At 54.4% G+C, this 20,054-nt stretch carries 18 protein-coding genes and 3 riboswitches; of the genes, 12 read left to right on the top strand and 6 right to left on the bottom strand.

Annotation, left to right across the window (positions count from 1 at the left end; translation table 11 throughout):
- The first annotated feature begins 88 nt into the window (after positions 1–88).
- Complete coding sequence (locus ACTHPM_RS11120; protein ID WP_440395227.1) at positions 89–832, top strand: NAD-dependent protein deacylase; 744 nt, start codon at positions 89–91, stop codon at positions 830–832.
- A 118-nt stretch (positions 833–950) separates the two neighbouring features.
- Positions 951–1,955: an L-glyceraldehyde 3-phosphate reductase gene (gene mgrA, locus ACTHPM_RS11115; protein WP_440395226.1), complete on the top strand. Its 1,005-nt coding sequence runs from the start codon at positions 951–953 to the stop codon at positions 1,953–1,955.
- A 77-nt stretch (positions 1,956–2,032) separates the two neighbouring features.
- On the opposite strand, the gene ACTHPM_RS11110 is transcribed toward mgrA, so the two are convergent.
- A complete protein-coding gene (locus tag ACTHPM_RS11110) occupies positions 2,033–2,914 on the bottom strand; it encodes an AraC family ligand binding domain-containing protein (protein WP_440395225.1) in 882 nt (293 codons plus the stop codon).
- Between the two features lie 174 nt (positions 2,915–3,088).
- Here ACTHPM_RS11110 and ACTHPM_RS11105 point away from each other — a divergent pair, with 174 nt between their 5' ends.
- The 4 genes from ACTHPM_RS11105 (at position 3,089) to ACTHPM_RS11090 (ending at position 8,182) form a co-directional block, all read left to right on the top strand.
- Entirely contained in the window at positions 3,089–4,267 is a 1,179-nt protein-coding gene (locus ACTHPM_RS11105) for a galactokinase (RefSeq protein WP_440395224.1), read from the top strand.
- 1 nt (position 4,268) lies between these two features.
- A complete protein-coding gene (gene galE, locus ACTHPM_RS11100) occupies positions 4,269–5,258 on the top strand; it encodes a UDP-glucose 4-epimerase GalE (protein ID WP_440395223.1) in 990 nt (329 codons plus the stop codon).
- Positions 5,259–5,270: 12 nt separating this feature from the next.
- A complete protein-coding gene (locus tag ACTHPM_RS11095; RefSeq protein WP_440395222.1) occupies positions 5,271–6,863 on the top strand; it encodes a UDP-glucose--hexose-1-phosphate uridylyltransferase in 1,593 nt (530 codons plus the stop codon).
- Positions 6,864–7,018: 155 nt separating this feature from the next.
- Positions 7,019–8,182 carry an iron-containing alcohol dehydrogenase gene (locus ACTHPM_RS11090; protein ID WP_440395221.1) on the top strand — a complete coding sequence of 388 codons (1,164 nt, stop codon included), beginning with the start codon at positions 7,019–7,021 and terminating at the stop codon, positions 8,180–8,182.
- A gap of 53 nt (positions 8,183–8,235) precedes the next feature.
- Here the strand turns inward: ACTHPM_RS11090 and ACTHPM_RS11085 are convergent, their stop codons facing one another.
- Positions 8,236–9,207: a DUF4871 domain-containing protein gene (locus ACTHPM_RS11085; protein ID WP_440395220.1), complete on the bottom strand. Its 972-nt coding sequence runs from the start codon at positions 9,205–9,207 to the stop codon at positions 8,236–8,238.
- Positions 9,194–9,739 (bottom strand): RNA polymerase sigma factor, encoded by a 546-nt coding sequence (locus tag ACTHPM_RS11080; protein WP_440395219.1) that lies wholly within the window; start codon positions 9,737–9,739, stop codon positions 9,194–9,196. Before ACTHPM_RS11080 ends, ACTHPM_RS11085 begins: the two co-directional genes overlap by 14 nt.
- A gap of 178 nt (positions 9,740–9,917) precedes the next feature.
- Between ACTHPM_RS11080 and ACTHPM_RS11075 the strand changes: the two genes are divergently transcribed.
- Both ACTHPM_RS11075 and ACTHPM_RS11070 read left to right on the top strand, forming a co-directional pair.
- Positions 9,918–10,454, top strand: a complete 537-nt coding sequence (locus ACTHPM_RS11075; RefSeq protein WP_440395218.1) for a protease — start codon at positions 9,918–9,920, stop codon at positions 10,452–10,454.
- Entirely contained in the window at positions 10,454–11,980 is a 1,527-nt protein-coding gene (locus ACTHPM_RS11070) for an SPFH domain-containing protein (protein WP_440395217.1), read from the top strand. Before ACTHPM_RS11075 ends, ACTHPM_RS11070 begins: the two co-directional genes overlap by 1 nt.
- A 166-nt stretch (positions 11,981–12,146) precedes the next feature.
- Here ACTHPM_RS11070 and gcvPB read toward each other — a convergent pair whose 3' ends face one another.
- From gcvPB to gcvT, 3 genes are read right to left on the bottom strand one after another with little or no spacing between them, the layout of a single operon-like run.
- Positions 12,147–13,604, bottom strand: coding sequence for an aminomethyl-transferring glycine dehydrogenase subunit GcvPB (gcvPB, locus tag ACTHPM_RS11065; RefSeq protein WP_440395216.1), 1,458 nt, complete (start codon positions 13,602–13,604; stop codon positions 12,147–12,149).
- Complete coding sequence (gcvPA, locus tag ACTHPM_RS11060; RefSeq protein WP_440395215.1) at positions 13,601–14,953, bottom strand: aminomethyl-transferring glycine dehydrogenase subunit GcvPA; 1,353 nt, start codon at positions 14,951–14,953, stop codon at positions 13,601–13,603. Before gcvPA ends, gcvPB begins: the two co-directional genes overlap by 4 nt.
- Positions 14,950–16,071 carry a glycine cleavage system aminomethyltransferase GcvT gene (gene gcvT, locus ACTHPM_RS11055; RefSeq protein ID WP_440395214.1) on the bottom strand — a complete coding sequence of 374 codons (1,122 nt, stop codon included), beginning with the start codon at positions 16,069–16,071 and terminating at the stop codon, positions 14,950–14,952. The genes gcvPA and gcvT overlap by 4 nt, the downstream gene beginning before the upstream one ends.
- A 110-nt stretch (positions 16,072–16,181) precedes the next feature.
- Positions 16,182–16,314: riboswitch (glycine riboswitch) on the bottom strand.
- 3 nt (positions 16,315–16,317) lie between these two features.
- A riboswitch (glycine riboswitch) is annotated at positions 16,318–16,415 on the bottom strand.
- A 207-nt stretch (positions 16,416–16,622) separates the two neighbouring features.
- Between gcvT and ACTHPM_RS11050 the strand changes: the two genes are divergently transcribed.
- The 4 genes from ACTHPM_RS11050 to gcvH all read left to right on the top strand — a co-directional run bounded on the left by ACTHPM_RS11050 (position 16,623) and on the right by gcvH (position 20,031).
- Positions 16,623–17,459 carry an ROK family protein gene (locus ACTHPM_RS11050; protein WP_440395213.1) on the top strand — a complete coding sequence of 279 codons (837 nt, stop codon included), beginning with the start codon at positions 16,623–16,625 and terminating at the stop codon, positions 17,457–17,459.
- A gap of 208 nt (positions 17,460–17,667) precedes the next feature.
- Positions 17,668–17,780: riboswitch (glycine riboswitch) on the top strand.
- A 184-nt stretch (positions 17,781–17,964) separates the two neighbouring features.
- Positions 17,965–18,642 carry an L-serine ammonia-lyase, iron-sulfur-dependent subunit beta gene (gene sdaAB / locus ACTHPM_RS11045; protein ID WP_440395212.1) on the top strand — a complete coding sequence of 226 codons (678 nt, stop codon included), beginning with the start codon at positions 17,965–17,967 and terminating at the stop codon, positions 18,640–18,642.
- A gap of 4 nt (positions 18,643–18,646) precedes the next feature.
- Entirely contained in the window at positions 18,647–19,570 is a 924-nt protein-coding gene (gene sdaAA / locus ACTHPM_RS11040) for an L-serine ammonia-lyase, iron-sulfur-dependent, subunit alpha (RefSeq protein WP_440395211.1), read from the top strand.
- Between the two features lie 68 nt (positions 19,571–19,638).
- Positions 19,639–20,031 (top strand): glycine cleavage system protein GcvH, encoded by a 393-nt coding sequence (gene gcvH / locus ACTHPM_RS11035; RefSeq protein WP_440395210.1) that lies wholly within the window; start codon positions 19,639–19,641, stop codon positions 20,029–20,031.
- Positions 20,032–20,054 lie beyond the last annotated feature (23 nt).

Genomic DNA, 20,054 nt, shown 5'->3' with positions numbered 1-20,054 from the left:
TATCCATACGATTCCCAGATTCAGAGAGCATGGATTTACATTATATATGTATGGGAAAACCCCGATCACAAGTGGAGGTGCACAAAAGGTGCAAAAGATTGAAACATTGGCCTCTTGGATTGAACAGAGTGATAACATCGTCTTTTTTGGCGGAGCCGGTACCTCTACTGAAAGCGGTATTCCCGATTTCCGATCCGCCGCGGGCCTATATCAGACCGAACAGCATTCTCCATACCCGCCCGAGCAGATGCTCAGCCGGTCCTTTTTTGTCAAAATGCCTGACATCTTCTTTGATTTCTACCGCAGCAAAATGCTGCATCCCGATGCCCAGCCGAACGGCTGTCACCGGCTTCTGGCAAAGCTTGAAGCCCAAGGGAAGCTGAAGGCTGTCGTAACGCAAAATATCGACGGACTTCATCAAAAGGCAGGCAGTAAGGAAGTGCTGGAGCTCCACGGTTCGGTCCACCGCAATTACTGCATGGGATGCCGGCGTTATTTCGGATTGGAGCAGGTCATGGCCAGCAAGCATCTTGTACCGCGGTGTCCATACTGCCAAGATATCATCAAACCCGATGTCGTCTTGTATGAAGAAGCGCTGGATCAACAGGTGCTCATCAGCTCCATGGATGCGATCGCCCAGGCCGATCTGCTTATTGTCGGCGGGACGTCGCTTACGGTGCACCCGGCGGCAGAGCTCGTATCGTACTTTGAAGGAACCAGATCGGTACTGCTGAACATGGATCCGACTCCATATGACCAAAAGGCCAGTTTGAAGATGAACGACAAAATCGGTGAAGTCATGGATCGCGTGAGCAGCGTTCTTGGCATCTGATCGGGCAGCAGTTTGAAAGCGGAGAATTTAATGTGAAATGGTTTCTTGTCAAAGGCATCACGGCAGAGATAGAATGGTTAAAAAGCAACGGCACCTTATTATAGAAAGGCGGATTGCAATGGCTTACACACCAAGCGAAGCAAGATACGAAGAAATGGTATATAACCGCTGCGGCCGGTCAGGCTTGAAGCTTCCGGCGATTTCCCTTGGCCTCTGGCATAATTTTGGCGGCGTCACTACATTCGACAACGCCCGCAATATGGTCACGCGTGCCTTTGACCTGGGCATCACTCATTTTGATCTGGCGAACAATTACGGCCCGCCTCCAGGCTCCGCCGAGGAGACCTTCGGCAGAATCCTGAAGCAGGATTTACAGGGATACCGGGACGAGCTGATCATTTCCTCAAAGGCCGGGTACTATATGTGGCCAGGACCATACGGCGAATGGGGATCCCGCAAAAATATGATCTCCAGCATGGATCAAAGCCTGAAACGGCTTGGGCTGGATTACGTGGATATTTTCTATTCACACCGGTTTGACCCGAATACGCCGCTCGAAGAAACGATGATGGCTCTGGACCATATCGTCCGCTCAGGCAAAGCCCTGTACGTGGGAATTTCCAACTATACGGCAGAGCAGACGGCGGAAGCCATCTCGATACTGAAATCGCTGGGAACGCCGCTGCTGATTCATCAGCCGAGTTATTCCATGCTCAACCGCTGGATCGAGAACGGACTGCAGGACGTGCTGGAGGAGAACGGCGTCGGCAGCATTGCCTTCACACCGCTTCAACAAGGCCTGCTTACGAACAAATATTTGAACGGCGTACCGGACGATTCCCGGGCAGCCAGCTCATCGGTATTCTTAAGCGAGAACGATATCACGCCTGAAGTGCTGCGCAAGATCCGTGCGCTTAATCAGCTCGCCGCTGCCCGCGGTCAAAGTCTGGCACAGCTGGCACTGGCCTGGGCGCTGCGCGGCGGCAAGGTCACCTCGACGTTGATCGGGGCAAGCCGCGTGAGCCAGATTGAGGATAACGTCGCAGCTTTGAAAAATCTCGAATTCTCCACCGAAGAGCTTGAGCGAATCGAAGCCATTTTAAAGACGGAAAACGAATCCTAAATATCCATATGCTTGCTTGCATGTAAGAAGCCCGCTCTCCGGAAGGAGCAGCGGGCTTCTTGACTTAAGCGGTCAGGTTAGTATAAACAGTCGTGCAGAGCAGCCGGAGAGGCGGCAACTAGCGTGCGGTAATGGCTGGGCGAATGTCCGCACAGCCGTTTGAACTGGCGCGAGAAATATAGGGCGTCCGTCAGGCCAACCGAAGCGGCAACCTGTTCAATGGACAGCTCGGGCCGTTCTCTCAGCAGCTGGCGCGATTTGTCGATCCGCAGCTTCAGCAGATACGTGACGGGAGACATGCCCGTCTCCTTCTTAAATATGCGGGACAGATAAGCCCTGTTATAGCCGAGGCTTTCGGACATCTGCTCGATCGATACGGGGTGCGCGTACTGCGCCGACATATAATGGATCATTTGCTTTACGGTCCGCTGCACCTGCGATTCGGTTCCCGTCATACGGATCTCGCTCGTCAGGATGTCCCTGGCTTCGGAAAAAATAAGGTACAGGTGGCCAAGCGCAGCCATGTCCGCGCTTTCCTTTTTGCTGTAGAAGGCTTCTGCGATCCGGGTGATGGAGGAGGGGATCAGACTTTCGCAGTCCGTAAACAGGACCGATTGCCCGTCCGAGAATCCCGCCGAATCCGCAAGGGCTCCCGCCTCACTCCCTGAAAAGGCAGTCCAGCGGTAGCGCCAGGGGTCGCTTGCGTCCGAAGCATAGCTGACCAGCCTCCCGGGATGGATGAGAAAGCAGCTTCCTTCCCCAAGCTCGTACGTGTGTTGCTCAGAGCGGAACATGCCTCTGCCGCTTTCCACGTAATGAAGCAAGTAGTAGTCATATATTTTGGGACCGACGATGTGCAGCGGCTTGGTCTGGCTCTCGCCGGCAAACAGCACATGGAGCGGGCTTTGATCATGAAATACCGGATTGGAAGCAACGCTGTAGCTTTCCTCGTAGGCCATAAATCAGTCTCCTTTTCCGCTGAACGGGGTAATGATAGATAGATGTTAATGCCATTATATGCTCTCAGGTCACATAAATCCATATTGAACAAACATAATTGCATTAACGGAAGGCCGTGTTGTTCCTATAATGTAAATAGAACCAAACCATAAGGAAAGGATGGTGCATTGCAAATGAAAGTAGATTCCCTAAAAAAACAATTTATCGAAAAGTACGGCGAAAGCAAGAAAGACGTGGAGGTATTTCTGGCACCGGGACGCGTGAATCTGATCGGAGAGCATATCGACTATAACGGAGGTTATGTGCTTCCGGCGGCTCTGGAATTCGGCACGACGCTGCTCGCCCGCCAGCGTGACGACGAAAAAATCCATCTTGCTACAACCAATTTCCCATATGAGAAGGAATTCACCCTGAAAGAGCTGGGCAAGGAAAAAACGGGCGAATGGGTGGATTACGCGGTAGGCGTGATGGTCGAAAACAAAAAGGCGGGATGTCCGCTCACGACAGGCTACGACCTGCTGTACCATGGCGAAATACCGAACGGAGCAGGGCTTTCTTCATCGGCTTCGATTGAGGTGGTCACAGCCTTTGCCCTGCAGACCCTGGAAGGCTATGAGCCGGATACCGTCAAAATATCGCTGCTTGCGCAGCGCGCGGAGAATCAATACGTAGGCGTGAATTGCGGCATCATGGACCAGTTCGCGGTAGCGAACGGCAAGCAGGATCATGCGATTTTGCTGATGTGCGATACGCTTGAATATACACATGTACCGTTCCGCACGGGAGCGTACAAAATCATTATCGGCAACACCAACAAGCGCAGAGGTCTCGTGGATTCGGCATACAACGAGCGCAGACAGCAGTGCGAAGAGGCCCTGCAAATTCTGAAGAATGAGATTCATGCGCTCAAGTATCTGGCGCAGCTGAAGCCGGAGCAGTTTGAAACGCTGCAAAACCACATTGCGGATGAAACGGTCAGACGCCGTGCGCAGCATGTCGTCGAGGAGAACCAGCGCGTGCTCGATTCCGTGGAAGCCTTGAAGAATAACGATTTGGAAGCTTTCGGCAAGCTGATGAACGAATCGCATGAATCCCTGCGGTACCTGTACGAGGTGAGCTGCGAGGAGCTTGACGTCATGGTCGAGGAAGCGCAGCGCATACCGGGAACGCTGGGTGCCCGCATGACGGGAGCCGGCTTTGGCGGATGCACGGTTTCGCTGGTCCACGAAGATTCCGTGGAGCGGTTCGTGCAGCAGGTGGGCCAAGCCTACGAAGAGCGGACGGGATTGAAGCCTGAATTTTATGTTTGCGGTACGGGCGATGGCGTAAAAGAACTGAAGGAGGACAAATAAGATGGCCATTCTAGTAACGGGCGGGGCGGGATATATCGGCTCCCATACGGTAGCGGCGCTGCTTGCGCGCGGCGAAGAAGTCGTGGTGCTTGATAATTTGCAAACAGGGCACCGCGGTGCCTTGCTGGGCGGCAAATTGTACGAAGGGGATCTTCGTGATAAAGAGCTGCTTGCAAAGCTGTTCGGCGAGAACAGCATCGATGCGGTGATTCATTTTGCAGCCAATTCGCTGGTAGGCGAGAGTATGCAGAAGCCGGTCAAATACTATGACAATAACGTCTTTGGAACGCTATGCCTGCTGGAAGCGATGGATGCGGCCAACGTGCGCAGCATCGTATTCTCCTCGACCGCAGCAACCTATGGGGAGCCGGAACGCGTGCCGATCATGGAAAGCGACCGTACGCAGCCAACGAACGTATATGGGGAAACGAAGCTGATGATGGAACGGATGATGTCCTGGTTCGATCAGGTGCTTGGCATCAAATACGTGGCCCTGCGTTACTTCAACGCAGCCGGTGCACATGACAGCGGCAAGATCGGGGAAGATCATCGCCCGGAAAGTCATCTTATTCCGCTCGTGCTGCAAACCGCACTGAAACAGCGGGACAGCATCGCCGTATTCGGTGACGATTATCCAACGGCAGACGGAACCTGTATCCGCGACTATATCCATGTGAGCGATTTGGCGGACGCGCATTTGCTCGCCGTCGATTATTTGCGCAAAGGTGAGAGCAGCAACGTATTCAACCTCGGCATCGGCGAAGGCTTTTCGGTCAAGGAAGTCATTGAAACGGCGAAGAAGGTAACCGGTCTTGAAATTCCTGTCGTCATGCAGGCGCGCCGTGCAGGTGATCCGGCAGTACTCGTCGCCTCGTCGCAGAAAGCCAGAGAGGTGCTTGGCTGGAATCCTTCCCGCGAGAAGCTGGAGGACATCATTCAGAGCGCATGGAGCTGGCACCAGAACCATCCGCAGGGATACGGGGAAGAGTAAGGGGGAAGAGCATTGAGCACACAGATAACGACAAGAACGCCCCAGGAGCAAAAAGCGCTTCAAGCCATCGACCAGCTTGTAAGGTTTGCGCTGGACAATCGGTTGATCGAGCCGCTGGACGAAGATTACTGCCGCAATCTCCTGCTGGAGCTGTTCGGCTTCAGCGAGCCGAATCTGGAAGGGGAGGAGCTGGAGCAGCTGGCGGAACCGCAGCCGGCCCTGGATGCATTGATCGATTATGGCTTCAGCATCGGACTTATTCCAGAGAATACGGACACTTACCGCGACCTGCTTGATGCCAAAATTATGGGCCATCTTATGGCCCGTCCATCGGAGATTGTTCGGGAATTCAACCATTTGGCAGAGACCGAAGGGATCGAGGCCGCGACGAACCGCTTCTACCGGCTGTCTATTGATTCCAACTACATTCGTATGGACCGGGTCAATAAAAACGTATACTGGGAGCATGAATCCGAATACGGCACGATCGAAATGACCATCAACCTGTCCAAGCCTGAGAAAAGCCCCAAGGAGATCGCCATGGCGAAGCTGCTGCCGCCTCCGGTCTATCCGAAGTGCCAGCTTTGCCGTGAGAACGTTGGATATGCGGGCCGTGTTAACCATCCTGCACGCCAAAATTTGCGGGTTATACCTCTTGAGCTGAACGGAGAGCCGTGGCTTTTTCAGTACTCGCCTTACGTGTACTATAACGAGCATTGCATCGTATTCCATCATGACCATGTGCCGATGAAGCTGACAAAAGACAGCCTGCGTCGTTTGCTGGCGTTCGTGGATCACTATCCGCATTATTTTATCGGCTCGAACGCCGACCTGCCGATCGTGGGCGGATCGATCCTGACGCATGATCATTTTCAGGGTGGACGGCATACGTTCCCCATCCAGAATGCACCGAAAGAAGCTGTGTTCACTCACCCGGATTATGCCGGTGTGACGGTGAGCATCGTCAAATGGCCGATGTCCGTGCTCCGTCTGACGGGCAAGGACAGCAGCGTGTTGCTCGAACTGGCCGACATGATTTACGAATCCTGGAAGCAGTACAGCGACCCGGCAGCAGACATACTGGCTTTCAGCGAAGAAAACGGGGAGAGAGTTCCTCATAACACGGTGACGCCGATCGTGCATCGTACGCCGGACGGAAGCTATGAAATGGACCTGGTGCTGCGCAACAACCGTACCAACGAGGCTTATCCGGCAGGCATATTCCATCCCCATGAGGAAATGCATCACATCAAGAAGGAAAATATCGGCCTGATCGAAGTGATGGGTCTGGCGATTCTACCGGGTAGACTGAAGGAGGAGCTGGATTTGACGGCCGATATTCTTGCCGGTGACACCGCTCTTTACGATGCATTGACGCAGCAGGAAGACCATGCATTGAAACTGCACAGGGAATGGATCGGTCAACTCGTAGAGAAATACGGCACCAACCGCAGCAAGCAAGAGGCGTGGGAGCTCGTCCAATCCGAGGTGGGCAGCATTTTCGTCGAGATTCTGGGTCATGCTGGGGTATACAAAAGAACGGATGAAGGCCAGGAAGCGTTCCGGCGTTTCGTTTCGCATATCGGCTGTGGTCTTGTGCAATAATATATTCTATCGTTCATAGGCCGTTTCCGGCCAAGTTTCGATAAGGCAAACCGTCCATTTCCGTGTATTCGGATCAGGGCGGTTTGTTTCTTATATGCATACAGGGGTATAATAGTTGAGCAACATTTACTTTTTAACCCGGAGGCGATCCTGTAGTGAATCCATTTGAATTCCATAATCCAACCAAGCTGATCTTTGGCAAAGGCAAGCTTGATACATTAAAGAACGAAGTTCCAAAGTACGGCAAGAACGTTTTGCTTGTTTACGGCGGCGGCAGCATCAAGCGCAGCGGCCTATACGATAACGTCATCGGTCTGCTGAAGGAAATCGGCGCCGAGGTTAGCGAGCTGAGCGGCGTCGAGCCGAATCCGCGCCTGTCCACGGTTCATAAGGGCGTAGCGCTGTGCCACGAAAAGAACATCGATCTCATTCTGGCCGTTGGCGGCGGCAGCGTCATCGATTGCGCGAAGGCCATTGCCGTTGGAGCCAAATACGAAGGCGACATGTGGGATTTCGTGGAGCGCAAAGCGGCTCCGAAAGATGCGCTTCCGCTCGGAACGGTGCTGACGATTGCGGCAACCGGCTCGGAAATGAACGGCGGCTCGGTCATTACCAACGAACAGACGCAGGAAAAAATGGGCTGGGGCAGCCCGCATGCCTATCCGGCTTTTTCGATTCTGGATCCGGTAAACACCTTCACACTGCCTAAAGACCAGACCGTGTACGGCATGGTAGACATGATGTCCCACGTGCTGGAGCATTACTTCCATCCGGAGACGAACACACCGGTGCAGGACGGGTTCTGCGAGACCATCCTTCGGACCGTGATCGAAACGGCGCCGCGCCTGATTGGCGATCTGGGAAATTACGAGGACCGTTCAACCATTATGTACTGCGGTACGATGGCGCTGAACGGTATTCTGAACATGGGCTATGCCGGGGACTGGGCTACCCATAACATCGAGCATGCCGTATCGGCTGTATACGATATCCCGCATGGCGGCGGCCTGGCCATCCTGTTCCCGAACTGGATGAAATATAACCTTCATACGAACCCGGAACGCTTCAAGCAGCTTGCCGTGAACGTATTCCATATCGACCCGGCCGGCAAAACCGCCGAGCAGGTGGGCGAGGAGGGGATACAAGCCCTTCGCGATTTCTGGAGCTCCATCGGTGCGCCAAGCCGCTTGGCTGACTATGATATCGATGCCAGCCACATCGACGTGATGGCCGAGAAGACGGTTCGTTTCGGACCTTTCGGCAAATTCAGAACGCTTAATAAAGAAGACGTGGTTGAAATTTATAAAATGTCGCTGTAAGGTAACACTCGAAAGGCTTCCCGACTCGGGAAGCCTTTTTTTGATCTCTTATTTTAATCCTGCTCATCCGTCCAGGTTGCTTCCACTTTCACGACCATGCTGTCAAAAAATGTGCCGTCCACATAAATCAGCAGTCTCCACAGTCCCGTTTCGGGTAGTTCCATGGTGCTGGGCACCGATTGATGCTTCTGGCTGCCGCTGAGCTTGGTGTCAAGAATGGTAAGGACTTGAGAGGTATCCTTTTTAACGGCTTTGACGAGCAGCTGCCCGGACAATTCCTTCGTATCCCAAAGATGCCACAGAAATTTATTGCCGCTTCCCGCAATGAATCCGCTTGAAACATACCCGCTCCTGCCCTGGTTTCCTCTGAGCTTTGATTTCTCGTACTCGAATCGGGGGCTTACCTGCCAATCGGAATCGGAAACCTCGAATACGGTATCTCCCAGCTTCTGTCCATCGATCCATACATCGAACCTCCAGGTCCCGGGAAGGGGAAGCGCAAAGTCGGAGGATACCCGGACGAAATCATCATAGATCATGCTTTTATCGACGGGGGTCTCCGGCAGTTCGTCTACGACGATCCCGCTCTGGCGATGGGTGGCCGTGATTTTGATCGTGGAGTACTGCAGCTCCTCATAAGGCTCGTGAATGTTCCACCAGCTTCCGGCCCGCTGACCGGCTTTGAAATCTCCTCCAGGATAAGCCTCCAGAAGTAAATTAGGCCCATCCTTATAAAAGGAGTGGGGTTGCCAATCTTTAGGCGTGCTGGTTTTCAAAGGAATCCCGGCCATGCTTGCAAGCTTGCTGACAGCTGGCAGTTTTCCGGAAGAAGAGAGTACAATGACAGTGGCAAGGACGGCAGCGCAAACGGCGGCAAACAGCCCGAAGCGTATAAATGGTTTTTGCCGTTTGCCTTGGATTGTTAGGTGACGCAGCACCCGCTTCTCCATTTCCGGCGTGAACATATTCCGGTCAGAAGGCGGCTTTTTCAGTTCCTCATACCAATGCGGTTCAGAACTCTTCATAAGTGAGATCTCCCTTCATCGCGTTCTCCATCTTTTTCCTGGCCCGGTGAATCCGTGATTTGACCGTCCCTTCCGCAATTCCAAGCATGCTGGATATGTCCTTGTAGCCGAGTCCGTAATGCGCTTCAAGCAAAAGAACCTCCCGATACTTCGCGGGCAGCTCCAGCACATGGCGCCAGATGGTCTGCGTCGTCCACCGGTCCATATATTCGCTCTCCGCGGAGCCGGCGCTATTCCGATCATCCATTCGGTCCAAGAGCACGATTCTTCTTACTGAATGGGATCTCAGCCAATTGCGCGCCAAGTTGCGTGTGATGGCGAGCAGCCAGGTCTTGGGCGAGCTTCGCTTCTCGAATCCGCTCCAATGCCTGAAGGCTTTCAGGAACGCTTCCTGCGAAATATCGTCGGCCGCTTCTTTGTTCTTCGTAATCACAAAGGCGAAATGCCAGACATCCTGACCATAATCCCGCATTAATTCCTGCAGCGCGTCATAAGGATCATCAGAGATCATGATGCCGCCGGCGCTTTCCATACGTATCCCCCCTCTTGATAAAGTAGACAATCGACCGACCGTAAAGTTCCCATGCTATCAAAAAACGACGTTTTTCTTTCCAGTATTTTATCAGGCAGGAAAGTTTTGAAACAAGATCGAACCTTCATACGTATATCCTTATATAGACAGTTTGGAACATATTTAGGAGGATGCTACCATGGAAACGCTTTTTTTGAGCTGTCTGGCAGGCGGAATCCTGTTTGCGGTGGTTAGTGTCGTGCTTGGAGACCTGGTCAGTCATGCCCTAGACGGGCTGCTCGACTTTTTATCGGTCGATTTCCTGAAGCCGATGGTCATCGCAAGCGCGGTAACGGTGTTTGGCGGAGCGGGCATTTTATTGACGCATTACACGGAGCTTGGCGGTATGATTACGATTCTGCTCTCGGTAGTGGTTGCTGTCGTGATTTCGGCGCTCGTTTATTTATTTTACGTGAAGCCGATGGACAACAGCGAGAACTCCACAGGTTATTCCATCCGCGAGCTTTCCGGCCGCATTGGCGAAGTGACCATTCCGATCCCCGAAACGGGTTTTGGCGAGGTCATGATCAAGCTCGGCGCCGGCAATACCGTTCATATTGCATCCAGTTTTGAGCGTCACCTGCTGTCTGCCGGCACGCGAGTCGTCGTCGTCGATGTGCATGATGGGGTACTGCGCGTCACCAAATTAGATGAGAGAAGAGGAGATGTTGTTTAATGGAATTACCTGAGTACCTGATGATCCCGGCGATTGTGGTAGGGGTTATAATTGTTCTTGGTTTAGCCTTTTGGGCCCGTTACAAAACGGTTGGACCCGATGAGGCCATGATCGTGACGGGTTCGTTCCTGGGGAACAAAAACATTGCGGAGGATGAATCCGGACGCAAAATCAAAATCGTCCGCGGGGGCGGTGCCTTTATTTTGCCGGTGTTTCAGCGATCTGAATTTATCTCGCTTCTGTCCCATAAGCTGGACGTGTCAACACCGGAAGTATACACCGAGCAGGGGGTACCGGTCATCGCGGACGGCGTTGCCATCATCAAGGTAGGCAGCTCGATCGAAGACGTGGCAACAGCGGCGGAGCAGTTCATCGGCAAACCGATTGAAGCGCTGAAGGGCGAGGCCCAGGAAGTGCTGGAAGGGCATCTGCGCGCAATCCTGGGCTCCATGACGGTAGAGGAAGTGTACCGGAACCGGGATAAATTTGCGCAGGAGGTTCAAGGCGTGGCCGCACGCGATTTGAAGAAAATGGGTCTGCAGATCGTTTCTTTCACCATCAAGGATGTTCGCGACAAGCAGGGATATCTGGACGCGCTGGGTAAACCGCGAATTGCAGCCGTCAAACGGGATGCGGAAATTGCGGAAGCCGAAGCGATGCGCGATGCGCGGATTCAGAAAGCCAATGCCGAGGAGCAAGGGCAGAAAGCCGAGCTGCTGCGGGATACGAATATCGCGGAAGCATCGAAAGAGAAGGAACTGAAGGTCGCCTCCTTTAAAAAGGATCAGGATACCGCCAAGGCCGAAGCCGATCAGGCGTATCATATTCAGGAGGCGCGCGCCAAGCAGACCATGGTCGAGGAGCAAATGAAGGTAGAGCTGGTACGCAAGGAACGCGAAATTGACCTGCAGGAGAAAGAAATCATGGTTCGCCAGAAGCAGTATGACGCGGAAGTGAAGAAAAAGGCGGACGCCGACCGCTATGCAGTAGAGCAGGCGGCCGAGGCGGACAAAGCACGGAGAATGCGCGAAGCCGACGCGCTGCAATACTCCATCGAGACGCAGGCGAAGGCCTCTGCGGAGCAGAAGCGCCTGGAAGGTCAGGCTATAGCCGATGCGGAGCGCGCAAAGGGTACCGCGGAAGCGGAAGTCATCCGTCTGCGCGGTCTGGCCGAAGCCGAGGCGAAAGAGAAGCTCGCGGAAGCTTTCCAGAAGTTCGGCGAAGCCGCCGTACTCGATATCATCGTCAAGATGCTGCCTGAACTGGCAGGTAAAATCGCGCAGCCGATCTCCTCGATCGACAAGCTTACGGTGGTCGACACTGGAAAAGGCGAAGGGGCAGCACGCGTGAGCAACTATGTCACCGAGCTGATGTCCACGGCACCTGAAATGCTGAAGAACGTGTCCGGCATCGATGTGGAGAGCCTGATCAAGAACCTGACCGGCAAGTCCAGGCCAGCTCCGGTAGTTGCCCAGCAGCCTGTGCCTGACCTGGTGAGCCTGGAGGCCGGAGCGGCGAAGGAATAATATAGTACTTAAGGTATATGCTCCATTTGTACTTCACCGATGAATTTAAAGAAAAGCGCATTCCGCGAGGGAATGCGCTTTTTATGATGGCTTTCAAGCTTGCAGTCAAATTGAAAGAGTCGTTTGGCAGAGAACGTGGGTTGCCATGAATAAAGATGAAGACCGATCAGCTGCAGGCACAATTCAGCACAGGCTTACGCGCCGCTGTCGTTTCGTCCAGCCGGGTCACTGGCGTGTCGTAAGGGGCGTTCAGCAGCAGCTCCGGCTGCTCCTCGGCTTCCTTGGCGATTTGGATCATCGTATCGATAAACGCGTCAAGCGTGTCCTTGCTTTCGGTTTCGGTCGGTTCGATCATCATGCATTCCTCTACGTTCAGCGGGAAGTAGATGGTCGGCGGATGATACCCGAAATCGAGCAGCCGTTTGGCTACGTCGAGCGTGCGCACGCCGTATTTCTTCAGAGGCGTTCCGGACATGACGAATTCATGTTTGCAGATGCCCGGATAAGGTACATCGAAGTACGGCTCCAGCCGTTTCATCATATAATTGGCGTTCAGCACGGCGCATTCGGATACGCGGCGCAGACCTTCCGGACCGTAGCTGCGCATGTAGGTGTAAGCACGTACCAGGATGCCGAAGTTTCCGTAGTAGGCCTTCACGCGGCCGATCGATTGATCATTTCCGCCATCCAGGGTAAAGGATCCGTCTTCTCTTTTCGAGACGAACGGACGCGGCAGGAACGGCGCAAGCAGGCTTTTGACGCCTACGGGACCCGCACCGGGACCGCCTCCGCCATGCGGCGTGCTCATCGTTTTATGCAGATTCAAATGTACGACGTCAAAGCCCATGTCGCCTGGACGGGTGATGCCCATGATTGCGTTGGAGTTGGCGCCGTCATAATACAATAGCCCGCCCGCTTCATGCACGATCGCCGCAATGTCCTGGATCTGCTCTTCGAACAGGCCAAGCGTGTTCGGATTGGTCAGCATCAGGGCGGCGGTGTCGCTGCCCACGGCTGCGCGCAGAGCCTCCAGATCAACGAGGCCCTTGTCGGTCGACGGGATCGTGATCGTTGTGAGGCCGGCAACAGAGGCGCTCGCCGGATTCGTGCCGTGCGACGAGTCAGGCACGATAACTTTATCGCGGTTTTCTCCCCGGCTTTCATGGTAAGCCCGGATCATCATCAGGCCGGTCCATTCGCCATGGGCGCCGGCCGCCGGCTGCAGCGTGACTGCATCCATGCCGGTGAGCCCGGCCAGGTCCTCCTGCAGCTGATACAGGAGCTCCAGGGCGCCCTGGATGCTCTCTTCAGGCTGGTAGGGGTGGATTTTGGCAAAGCCGGGATAACGTGCGACGTCTTCATTGACCTTCGGATTATATTTCATCGTGCAGGAGCCCAGTGGATAAAAGCCGTTATCCACGCCGAAATTGCGGCGCGACAGCTCCGTATAGTGACGGATGACGTCTACTTCATATACCTCCGGCAACGCAGCCGGCTCGCTGCGCAGCATGGAGGCCGGGATCATGGATTCGGTCGCCTCGGCCGGGACGTCTAGCTCCGGCAGGGAATAGGCGATGCGGCCCGGGTGGCTCAGCTCGAATATCAGTGCTTTTTCCTGGTTCATAAACAGCCCTCCAGCAAGGATGCGAATTGGTCCATTTGTTCCTTGGTTCTGCGTTCCGTCACGGCAACCAGCATATGGCCCTCCAGCTCCGGATAAGCACGCCCGAGATCATAGCCCCCAATGAAGCCTTCCTTCAGCAGCTTCGCGTTCACGGCGGATATAGAGACGCCTTCAGGCAGCTTGATCACGAACTCGTTGAAGTATGGGGATGTAAAGGGCAGCGTTACACCGGGCACGCCAGCAAGGCGTTTGGCTGCGTAATGGCTCTTCTGCAAGTTCAGCTGTCCGACCTCGATCATGCCTTGTTTGCCCATGACGGACATGTAGACGGAAGCGCAAAGGGCGAGCAGCGCCTGGTTCGAGCAAATGTTGGAGGTAGCCTTTTCGCGGCGGATATGCTGTTCGCGTGCCTGCAAGGTCAGCACGAAGCCGCGTTTGCCATTTCGGTCCACCGTCTGGCCAACGATGCGCCCCGGCATTCTGCGCATATGATCCTTGGATACGGCGAAGAATCCGCAGGTAGGACCGCCCAGGGAGGAAGAGATGCCAAGCGGCTGGGCGTCGCCGACAACGATATCGGCGCCAAGCTTGCCGGGTGCTTCCAGAAGCCCAAGGGATAGCGGGTTCGTGCTCACGATCATGAGGCCCTTGCACCCATGGACCAAATCGCCGATGGCAGCCAGATTCTCAACAGACCCGAAGAAGTTCGGATTCTGCACCAGCACGGCAGCGGTATCGTCGGAAACGGCTTTGGACAGTTCATCCATGTCGGTTACGCCGTTTGTCAAAGCTACCTCTACGATTTCGAGTCCCAGGCCGTGAGCGTACGTATGCAGCACTTGTCTGGATTCAGGATGAACGGCGGATGAGACGACGAGCTTGCTGCGTTTGGTGGCAGCACTTGCGAGAGAGCCTGCTTCGGCAAGCGCGGTGGCTCCGTCGTACATGCTTGCATTGGCTACGGCCATGCCGGTCAGCTCGCAAATATAGGATTGGAACTCGAAAATCGCCTGCAGCTCGCCTTGGCTGACTTCGGGCTGGTATGGAGTATAAGCGGTGTAAAACTCCGATCTGGATACGACATGGTTGATGACAGAAGGAATATGGTGGTCGTACAGCCCGGCTCCGAGGAAGCTTGGATATTGGTCGGTGTTCGCATTTTTCGCGGCAAGCGCGGACAAATGGGTGGTCAGGGCATATTCGTCAAGGCCTTTGGATACGGGAAGATCGCCTTTGAACCTGATTTCTTCCGGAATGTCCTTGAACAGATCATCGATGGATTCCAAACCGACGGTTGCCAGCATTTCCTGCTGGTCCTGCTCGGTCATGGGCAGATAACGGTGCTTCACTGGGAGTCAGCTCCTTTTCGGGCTCGTTTGTAAAATGGAACACTAACGACTTCGGCTTTCAGGCGTTTGCCCCGGATATCTACTTCAAGCGGGGTACCGATCGCGGCATGGCTGCTGTCGATCAGGGCGAGTCCCAGATTGCGCTTCAGCGTGGGAGACTGGGTGCCTGTCGTAATTTCACCGATTTGCTTGTCTCCGGCATAGACGGGATAATGCGAACGGGGAATGCCGCGTTCAATCATTTCCACGCCGACCAGCTTGCGGGGAACGCCATTGTTTTTTTGCCGCTGGAGCGCTTCTTTCCCTATAAAATCATCCGCCTGATTCAGCTTCACGAAAAAGCCGATGCCGCCTTCCAGCGGAGAGATGTCCTGAGACAGCTCTTGGCCGTAGAGCGGGAGCTTGGCTTCAAAACGGAGCGTGTCGCGGGCGCCAAGTCCTGCAGGCAGCAGACCGCTGCCTTCGCCATGCTCAAGAAGTCCCTTCCATACGGACGGCGCATCGGCGGCGGGCAGGTAAATCTCAAAACCGTCTTCGCCGGTGTAGCCGGTTCGGGAGAGCAGAACGGATGCGCCGAGCAGCGGCACTTGCTGCAGAAAGTGAAACGCGCCAAGCTTGCTGAGGTCCTCGCTGACAAGTGGAGACAGAATGTTCTCCGCCTTCGGTCCCTGGAGCGCGATCAGGGCCGTTCCCTCCGATTCGTTGGTTAACTGCACGCCATCCTCAAGATGCTGCTGCAGCCATTCCCAGTCTTTGTCGATGTTTGATGCGTTCACGACCAGCATATAGGACTGCTCTTCAAGCTTGTAGACGAGCAGATCGTCCACGACGCCGCCGTCCGGATAACACATCGCGCTGTACTGCGCCTGCCCCGGAACGAGGGTCTTGACATCATTAACGGTAACATGCTGGATGAAGCTCTCGGCCTGAGGCCCTTTCACCAAGAATTCGCCCATATGCGATACGTCGAACAGGCCGGCCGCTTCGCGGACAGCCTCATGCTCCTTGTGGATCCCGCTGAACTGGACAGGAAGCTCCCAGCCGCCAAAATCAATGCAGCGCACGCCGGGAATTTGCGAATATTGAGGGTAAAGCGGAGTACGTTTAAGCTCGGACACGTCATCACCTTCTCTTTTCGTTTAATAGAAAATAAGAATCTCTTTGGTCGCAACGCAAAAAGGACAGGCAGAAGAACAAGCATGCCTTTATCCGGCATACTGAACTTATGCTCTGTCCTTGGTACCTGAGAGTTACCTTGCTGATTCCGGGCCAAAAAAGGAAAAGGCTTTCATTGCGATTTCCGTACCGGCCAGCAAGTTTCCCCTTGGGTGATTCTTTTCGCTTAAGAATTCTCTCCAGAGACGCGTCCAATAATGGTCCTTTTGCCTGAGAGATTCACCTTCTTCAAAGGCTTACTCCTTCGGCGTCACCAACAAGCAGCAATCTCTCCCATTACCTTCATCCGCTATTGAATTGTCTTATTATCATTAATACTCAAAGCCCTGCTTTGTGTCAACAGGAAATCAGGCGGGGAACCGTTTCAATGCCAAAGAATTACCGTCCTAACGCCGTGTCTTCTTTTCGTTCAATTCGTGCTACAGATTTGCAGCCGGGCAAGGTACAATGTTCTCAGGAGTGTCCATTTATGAACTATTGGGAGGGAATAGGGATGGATCGAGTGGTTGGCATAGACATGGGATGCACGAAAATGTTTCTTTATGCGCAGGTGAACGGGGAACATATTGAGAAGAAGGTACCGACCGGGCTGGACTGCCCGAAGGAGCGGCTGAAACGCGATATTGACTCCTTTATCGACGGTTTGCCGTTTGTGCCGGAAGGTTTGGGCATGGCCGTGCCGGGTCTCGTGGAAGGGGACCACCAGGTCAAGTTTTCGGATATCAGCTCGCTGAACGGCCTGTCTGCGGATTATTTCGGAGGGGGAAGATTTCCGGTACGCTTCATCAATGACGTTAAAGCTGCGACCGTCGCGGAAACCGTCAACTATCAGGACAAGGACACGATCGCCGTGATCATGGCAGGTTCAGGCATTGCGCTCGGCGTCTACTCGAAAGGCCGCATGATTACGGGAGCACATGGGTTTGCCGGAGAACTGGGCTACTGTGTCACGCATACCGAGAACGGTCCTAAAACGCTGGACAGCATCGCGGGCGGGATCGGCATATTGATGCAGGCGGGCTGCGGCATTGAGGAATTTCTTGAGCGCATTCACGGCGAGGAGCCATCTGCCCTGAAGCTGCTTGAACAGGCAGGCGCGCATTTCGGTCTTGCATTAACCAATGTGATCCATCTGTTTAATCCGGATGCGCTTGTCATTGGCGGCAGTACGGCCACGTATCCGGGGTATATGGAGCATGCGCTTGAAACAGCGAAAAAGCATACGCTGCCGGATATGTTCAATGGCTGTCTGATTGCTCCCGTAAAAGATCCCAAGCGAATCGTCGCGCTCGGCGCCATGGAGTATATGCGCAGCGGCATGCAGCTGTAGGCGGGGAGATTCAGGCACTAGTATAAGCTGTTTCCCATTCATACGAGAAGAAGAGACAATACCTTCAATTCCTGCCAATATGGTGGCCGACCCTTCAGGAAATTGGACACGGGACGTTATATTGACACCGGCGCTCGCTCTGCTTTATTCTTAAGGGGATTAGGATCGTAAATGGTTGCACATGTCATTGAAATTCATATATAGCGGATGAAGGCGAAAGGGAGAGACCGCCCGGAAATCGGGGCGGCACCGAAGGAGCAAGCTGCAGGTACGCGCAGGCCGCGCGGCTAATCTCTCAGGTACAAGGAACCGTCGCCGGACGCAGCTCTGGAGAGAGCGTCAGCCACCCAAGGGGAACGCGGAATCACAGGATTCCGACCAAACTCTCAGGTACAAAGGACAGAGAAAAGGTGCTGCACACCTTTTTTGCTGTCCTTTTTTTGCTGGTAATTTTGAAGATTGTACCATTTCCTGATATGAATATGTTACAGGAGCGTGGAAGACCTTGAGATTCAAAAACGTATTTTCCATCATTGGTCCCTCCATGGTCGGGCCCTCCAGTTCCCATACCGCGGGCGCCGTCCGGATCGGCCGTGTGGCGCGTCAGCTGCTCGGACGCCAGCCGGAACAGGCGAAGATGACATTGTTCGGTTCCTTTGCCGAAACCTACTGGGGGCACGGTACGGATTTGGCGCTGACCGCAGGGCTGCTGAACTTTGATACGGACGATGAACGGATTCCGGAAGCGGACCTCGAAGCGGAAAAAGCCGGCATGAGCATGGAATGGGTGCAGGGAAAGGGAAATGGTCCTCACCCGAATTCCGTGAAAATCACGTTGTCTGCAGGCGAGCGCAAAGCGGAGATCGTTGCGGCCTCCATCGGGGGCGGGACCATCGCGGTATATTCCCTGAACGGCTTCGACGTGCAGATTACCGGCGAATATCCAACCATTGCCGTTATGCACTCTGACAGTCAAGGCGTCCTGGCCAGCCTGACGGCGCTGCTCAGCCGGAAAAGCATCAACATCGGTTACATGGATGTCGATCGTAAAGGACGCAGCGGTGCGGCCATGACGGTCTTTGAACTGGACACGACTCCGTCTGAGGGGACGATCGAAGAAATGATGGAGCTGCCGCATATTTTGGAAGTAACGATGATTGATTTGACCCAAAGGAGCTCGTAGACCTATGAGATTCGAAACGCTGGAACAGCTGGCAGACATATGCCGGGAAGAGAATAAAACGATTGCCGAAGTGATGCTCGAGGACCAAGCGAAGGAAACGGGCATCCCGGAGGACGATGTGTTCCGGCAGATGGCGGAGTACTATCAGGTTATGAAGGAAGCCGTTCAGAAAGGGCTGACAGGCAATACCAAATCCCGCAGCGGTCTGACCGGCGGCGATGCCAAGAAGGTGGCGGACTACATGCGGCAGAGTGAACCGCTGCTCGGCGGAGCTTCCGCTGCGGCCATGGCTTATGCGCTGGCCGTCTCCGAGGTGAACGCCTCCATGGGCAGAATCATCGCCACGCCGACGGCTGGCTCCTGCGGAATTATTCCCGGCGTATTCGTGAGCACGCAGGAACGCTTTGGCTGGGACGATGACCGGATGGTTCGCGGTTTATTTGCCGCCGGGGCCATCGGTTACGTGATCGCCAACAACGCGTCGATTTCCGGCGCCGAAGGGGGCTGCCAGGCGGAAGTCGGCTCGGCGATCGGGATGGCTGCCGGGGCCATGGTGGAGCTCAGAGGGGGATCCGCGCAGCAGGCCGTTCACGCCGTCGGCCTTGCCTTGAAAAACTGTCTGGGCCTGATCTGCGATCCCGTAGCCGGGCTCGTGGAAATTCCCTGCATCGTGCGAAACGGCCTTGGATCCGTGACCGCGCTGGCTGCTGCCGATATGGCCCTTGCCGGCGTGGGCAGCGTCATACCGGCCGATGAAGTCATCGGGGTCATGCTGGAAGTGGGGAGCGCCATGCCGACCAAGCACCGGGAAACCGGTAAGGGCGGCTTGGCCGCGACACCAACCGGCCGCAAGCTGACCAAGGAGCTGGTGGAGCAGCGCCGCAGAAAAGCGAAAGAAGCCAAACAGCCACCGTCAGACACCGAATAAAGGCCCGCTCTTCATCATTCATCGAATATCGCCAGATGATTACATTAATCAAAGGAGAGTTGAAAAGAATGAGCAATGTGAAGGAAAACCGTTGGTACAGCAAGGACCATGAATGGGTTGAAAAGGTAAGTGGAAATGTCGTGCGCATCGGCATCAGTGATTTTGCACAGCATCAGCTGGGCGATATCGTATTTGTGGAGCTGCCCGAGGAAGGTGCGGAAGTCAAAGCCGAGGAGAGCATCGGGACGATTGAATCCGTCAAAACCGTGTCGGACCTGTTCAGTCCTGTCGGCGGTCAAATCACGAAAATCAACTCGCAGCTCACCGATGAACCGGAACTGGTGAATAACGAACCTTATGAAGGCGGATGGATGGCAGAGATCGAAGTGCAGGGCGATCTGGATGAACAGCTTGCCGCACTGCTCAGCGCAGAGCAATATGAGAAGTTTCTTGAGGAATAGCTACAGCGAGAAAAGGCGTGCGG

The organism is Paenibacillus sp. SAFN-054, assembly GCF_051966755.1.
GTDB lineage: Bacteria > Bacillota > Bacilli > Paenibacillales > Paenibacillaceae > Paenibacillus_AQ.
This window is presented reverse-complemented; position numbering and strand designations above follow the sequence as displayed.

Bases quoted from the DNA above. Each gene is read 5' to 3' on its own strand.
- mgrA (WP_440395226.1), top strand. From the start codon at position 951: ATGGCTTACACACCAAGCGAAGCAAGATACGAAGAAATGGTATATAAC.
- ACTHPM_RS11110 (WP_440395225.1), bottom strand. From the start codon at position 2,914: ATGGCCTACGAGGAAAGCTACAGCGTTGCTTCCAATCCGGTATTTCAT.
- ACTHPM_RS11105 (WP_440395224.1), top strand. From the start codon at position 3,089: ATGAAAGTAGATTCCCTAAAAAAACAATTTATCGAAAAGTACGGCGAA.
- galE (WP_440395223.1), top strand. From the start codon at position 4,269: ATGGCCATTCTAGTAACGGGCGGGGCGGGATATATCGGCTCCCATACG.
- ACTHPM_RS11085 (WP_440395220.1), bottom strand. From the start codon at position 9,207: ATGAAGAGTTCTGAACCGCATTGGTATGAGGAACTGAAAAAGCCGCCT.
- ACTHPM_RS11080 (WP_440395219.1), bottom strand. From the start codon at position 9,739: ATGGAAAGCGCCGGCGGCATCATGATCTCTGATGATCCTTATGACGCG.
- ACTHPM_RS11075 (WP_440395218.1), top strand. From the start codon at position 9,918: ATGGAAACGCTTTTTTTGAGCTGTCTGGCAGGCGGAATCCTGTTTGCG.
- ACTHPM_RS11070 (WP_440395217.1), top strand. From the start codon at position 10,454: ATGGAATTACCTGAGTACCTGATGATCCCGGCGATTGTGGTAGGGGTT.
- gcvPB (WP_440395216.1), bottom strand. From the start codon at position 13,604: ATGAACCAGGAAAAAGCACTGATATTCGAGCTGAGCCACCCGGGCCGC.
- ACTHPM_RS11050 (WP_440395213.1), top strand. From the start codon at position 16,623: ATGGATCGAGTGGTTGGCATAGACATGGGATGCACGAAAATGTTTCTT.
- sdaAA (WP_440395211.1), top strand. From the start codon at position 18,647: ATGAGATTCGAAACGCTGGAACAGCTGGCAGACATATGCCGGGAAGAG.
- gcvH (WP_440395210.1), top strand. From the start codon at position 19,639: ATGAGCAATGTGAAGGAAAACCGTTGGTACAGCAAGGACCATGAATGG.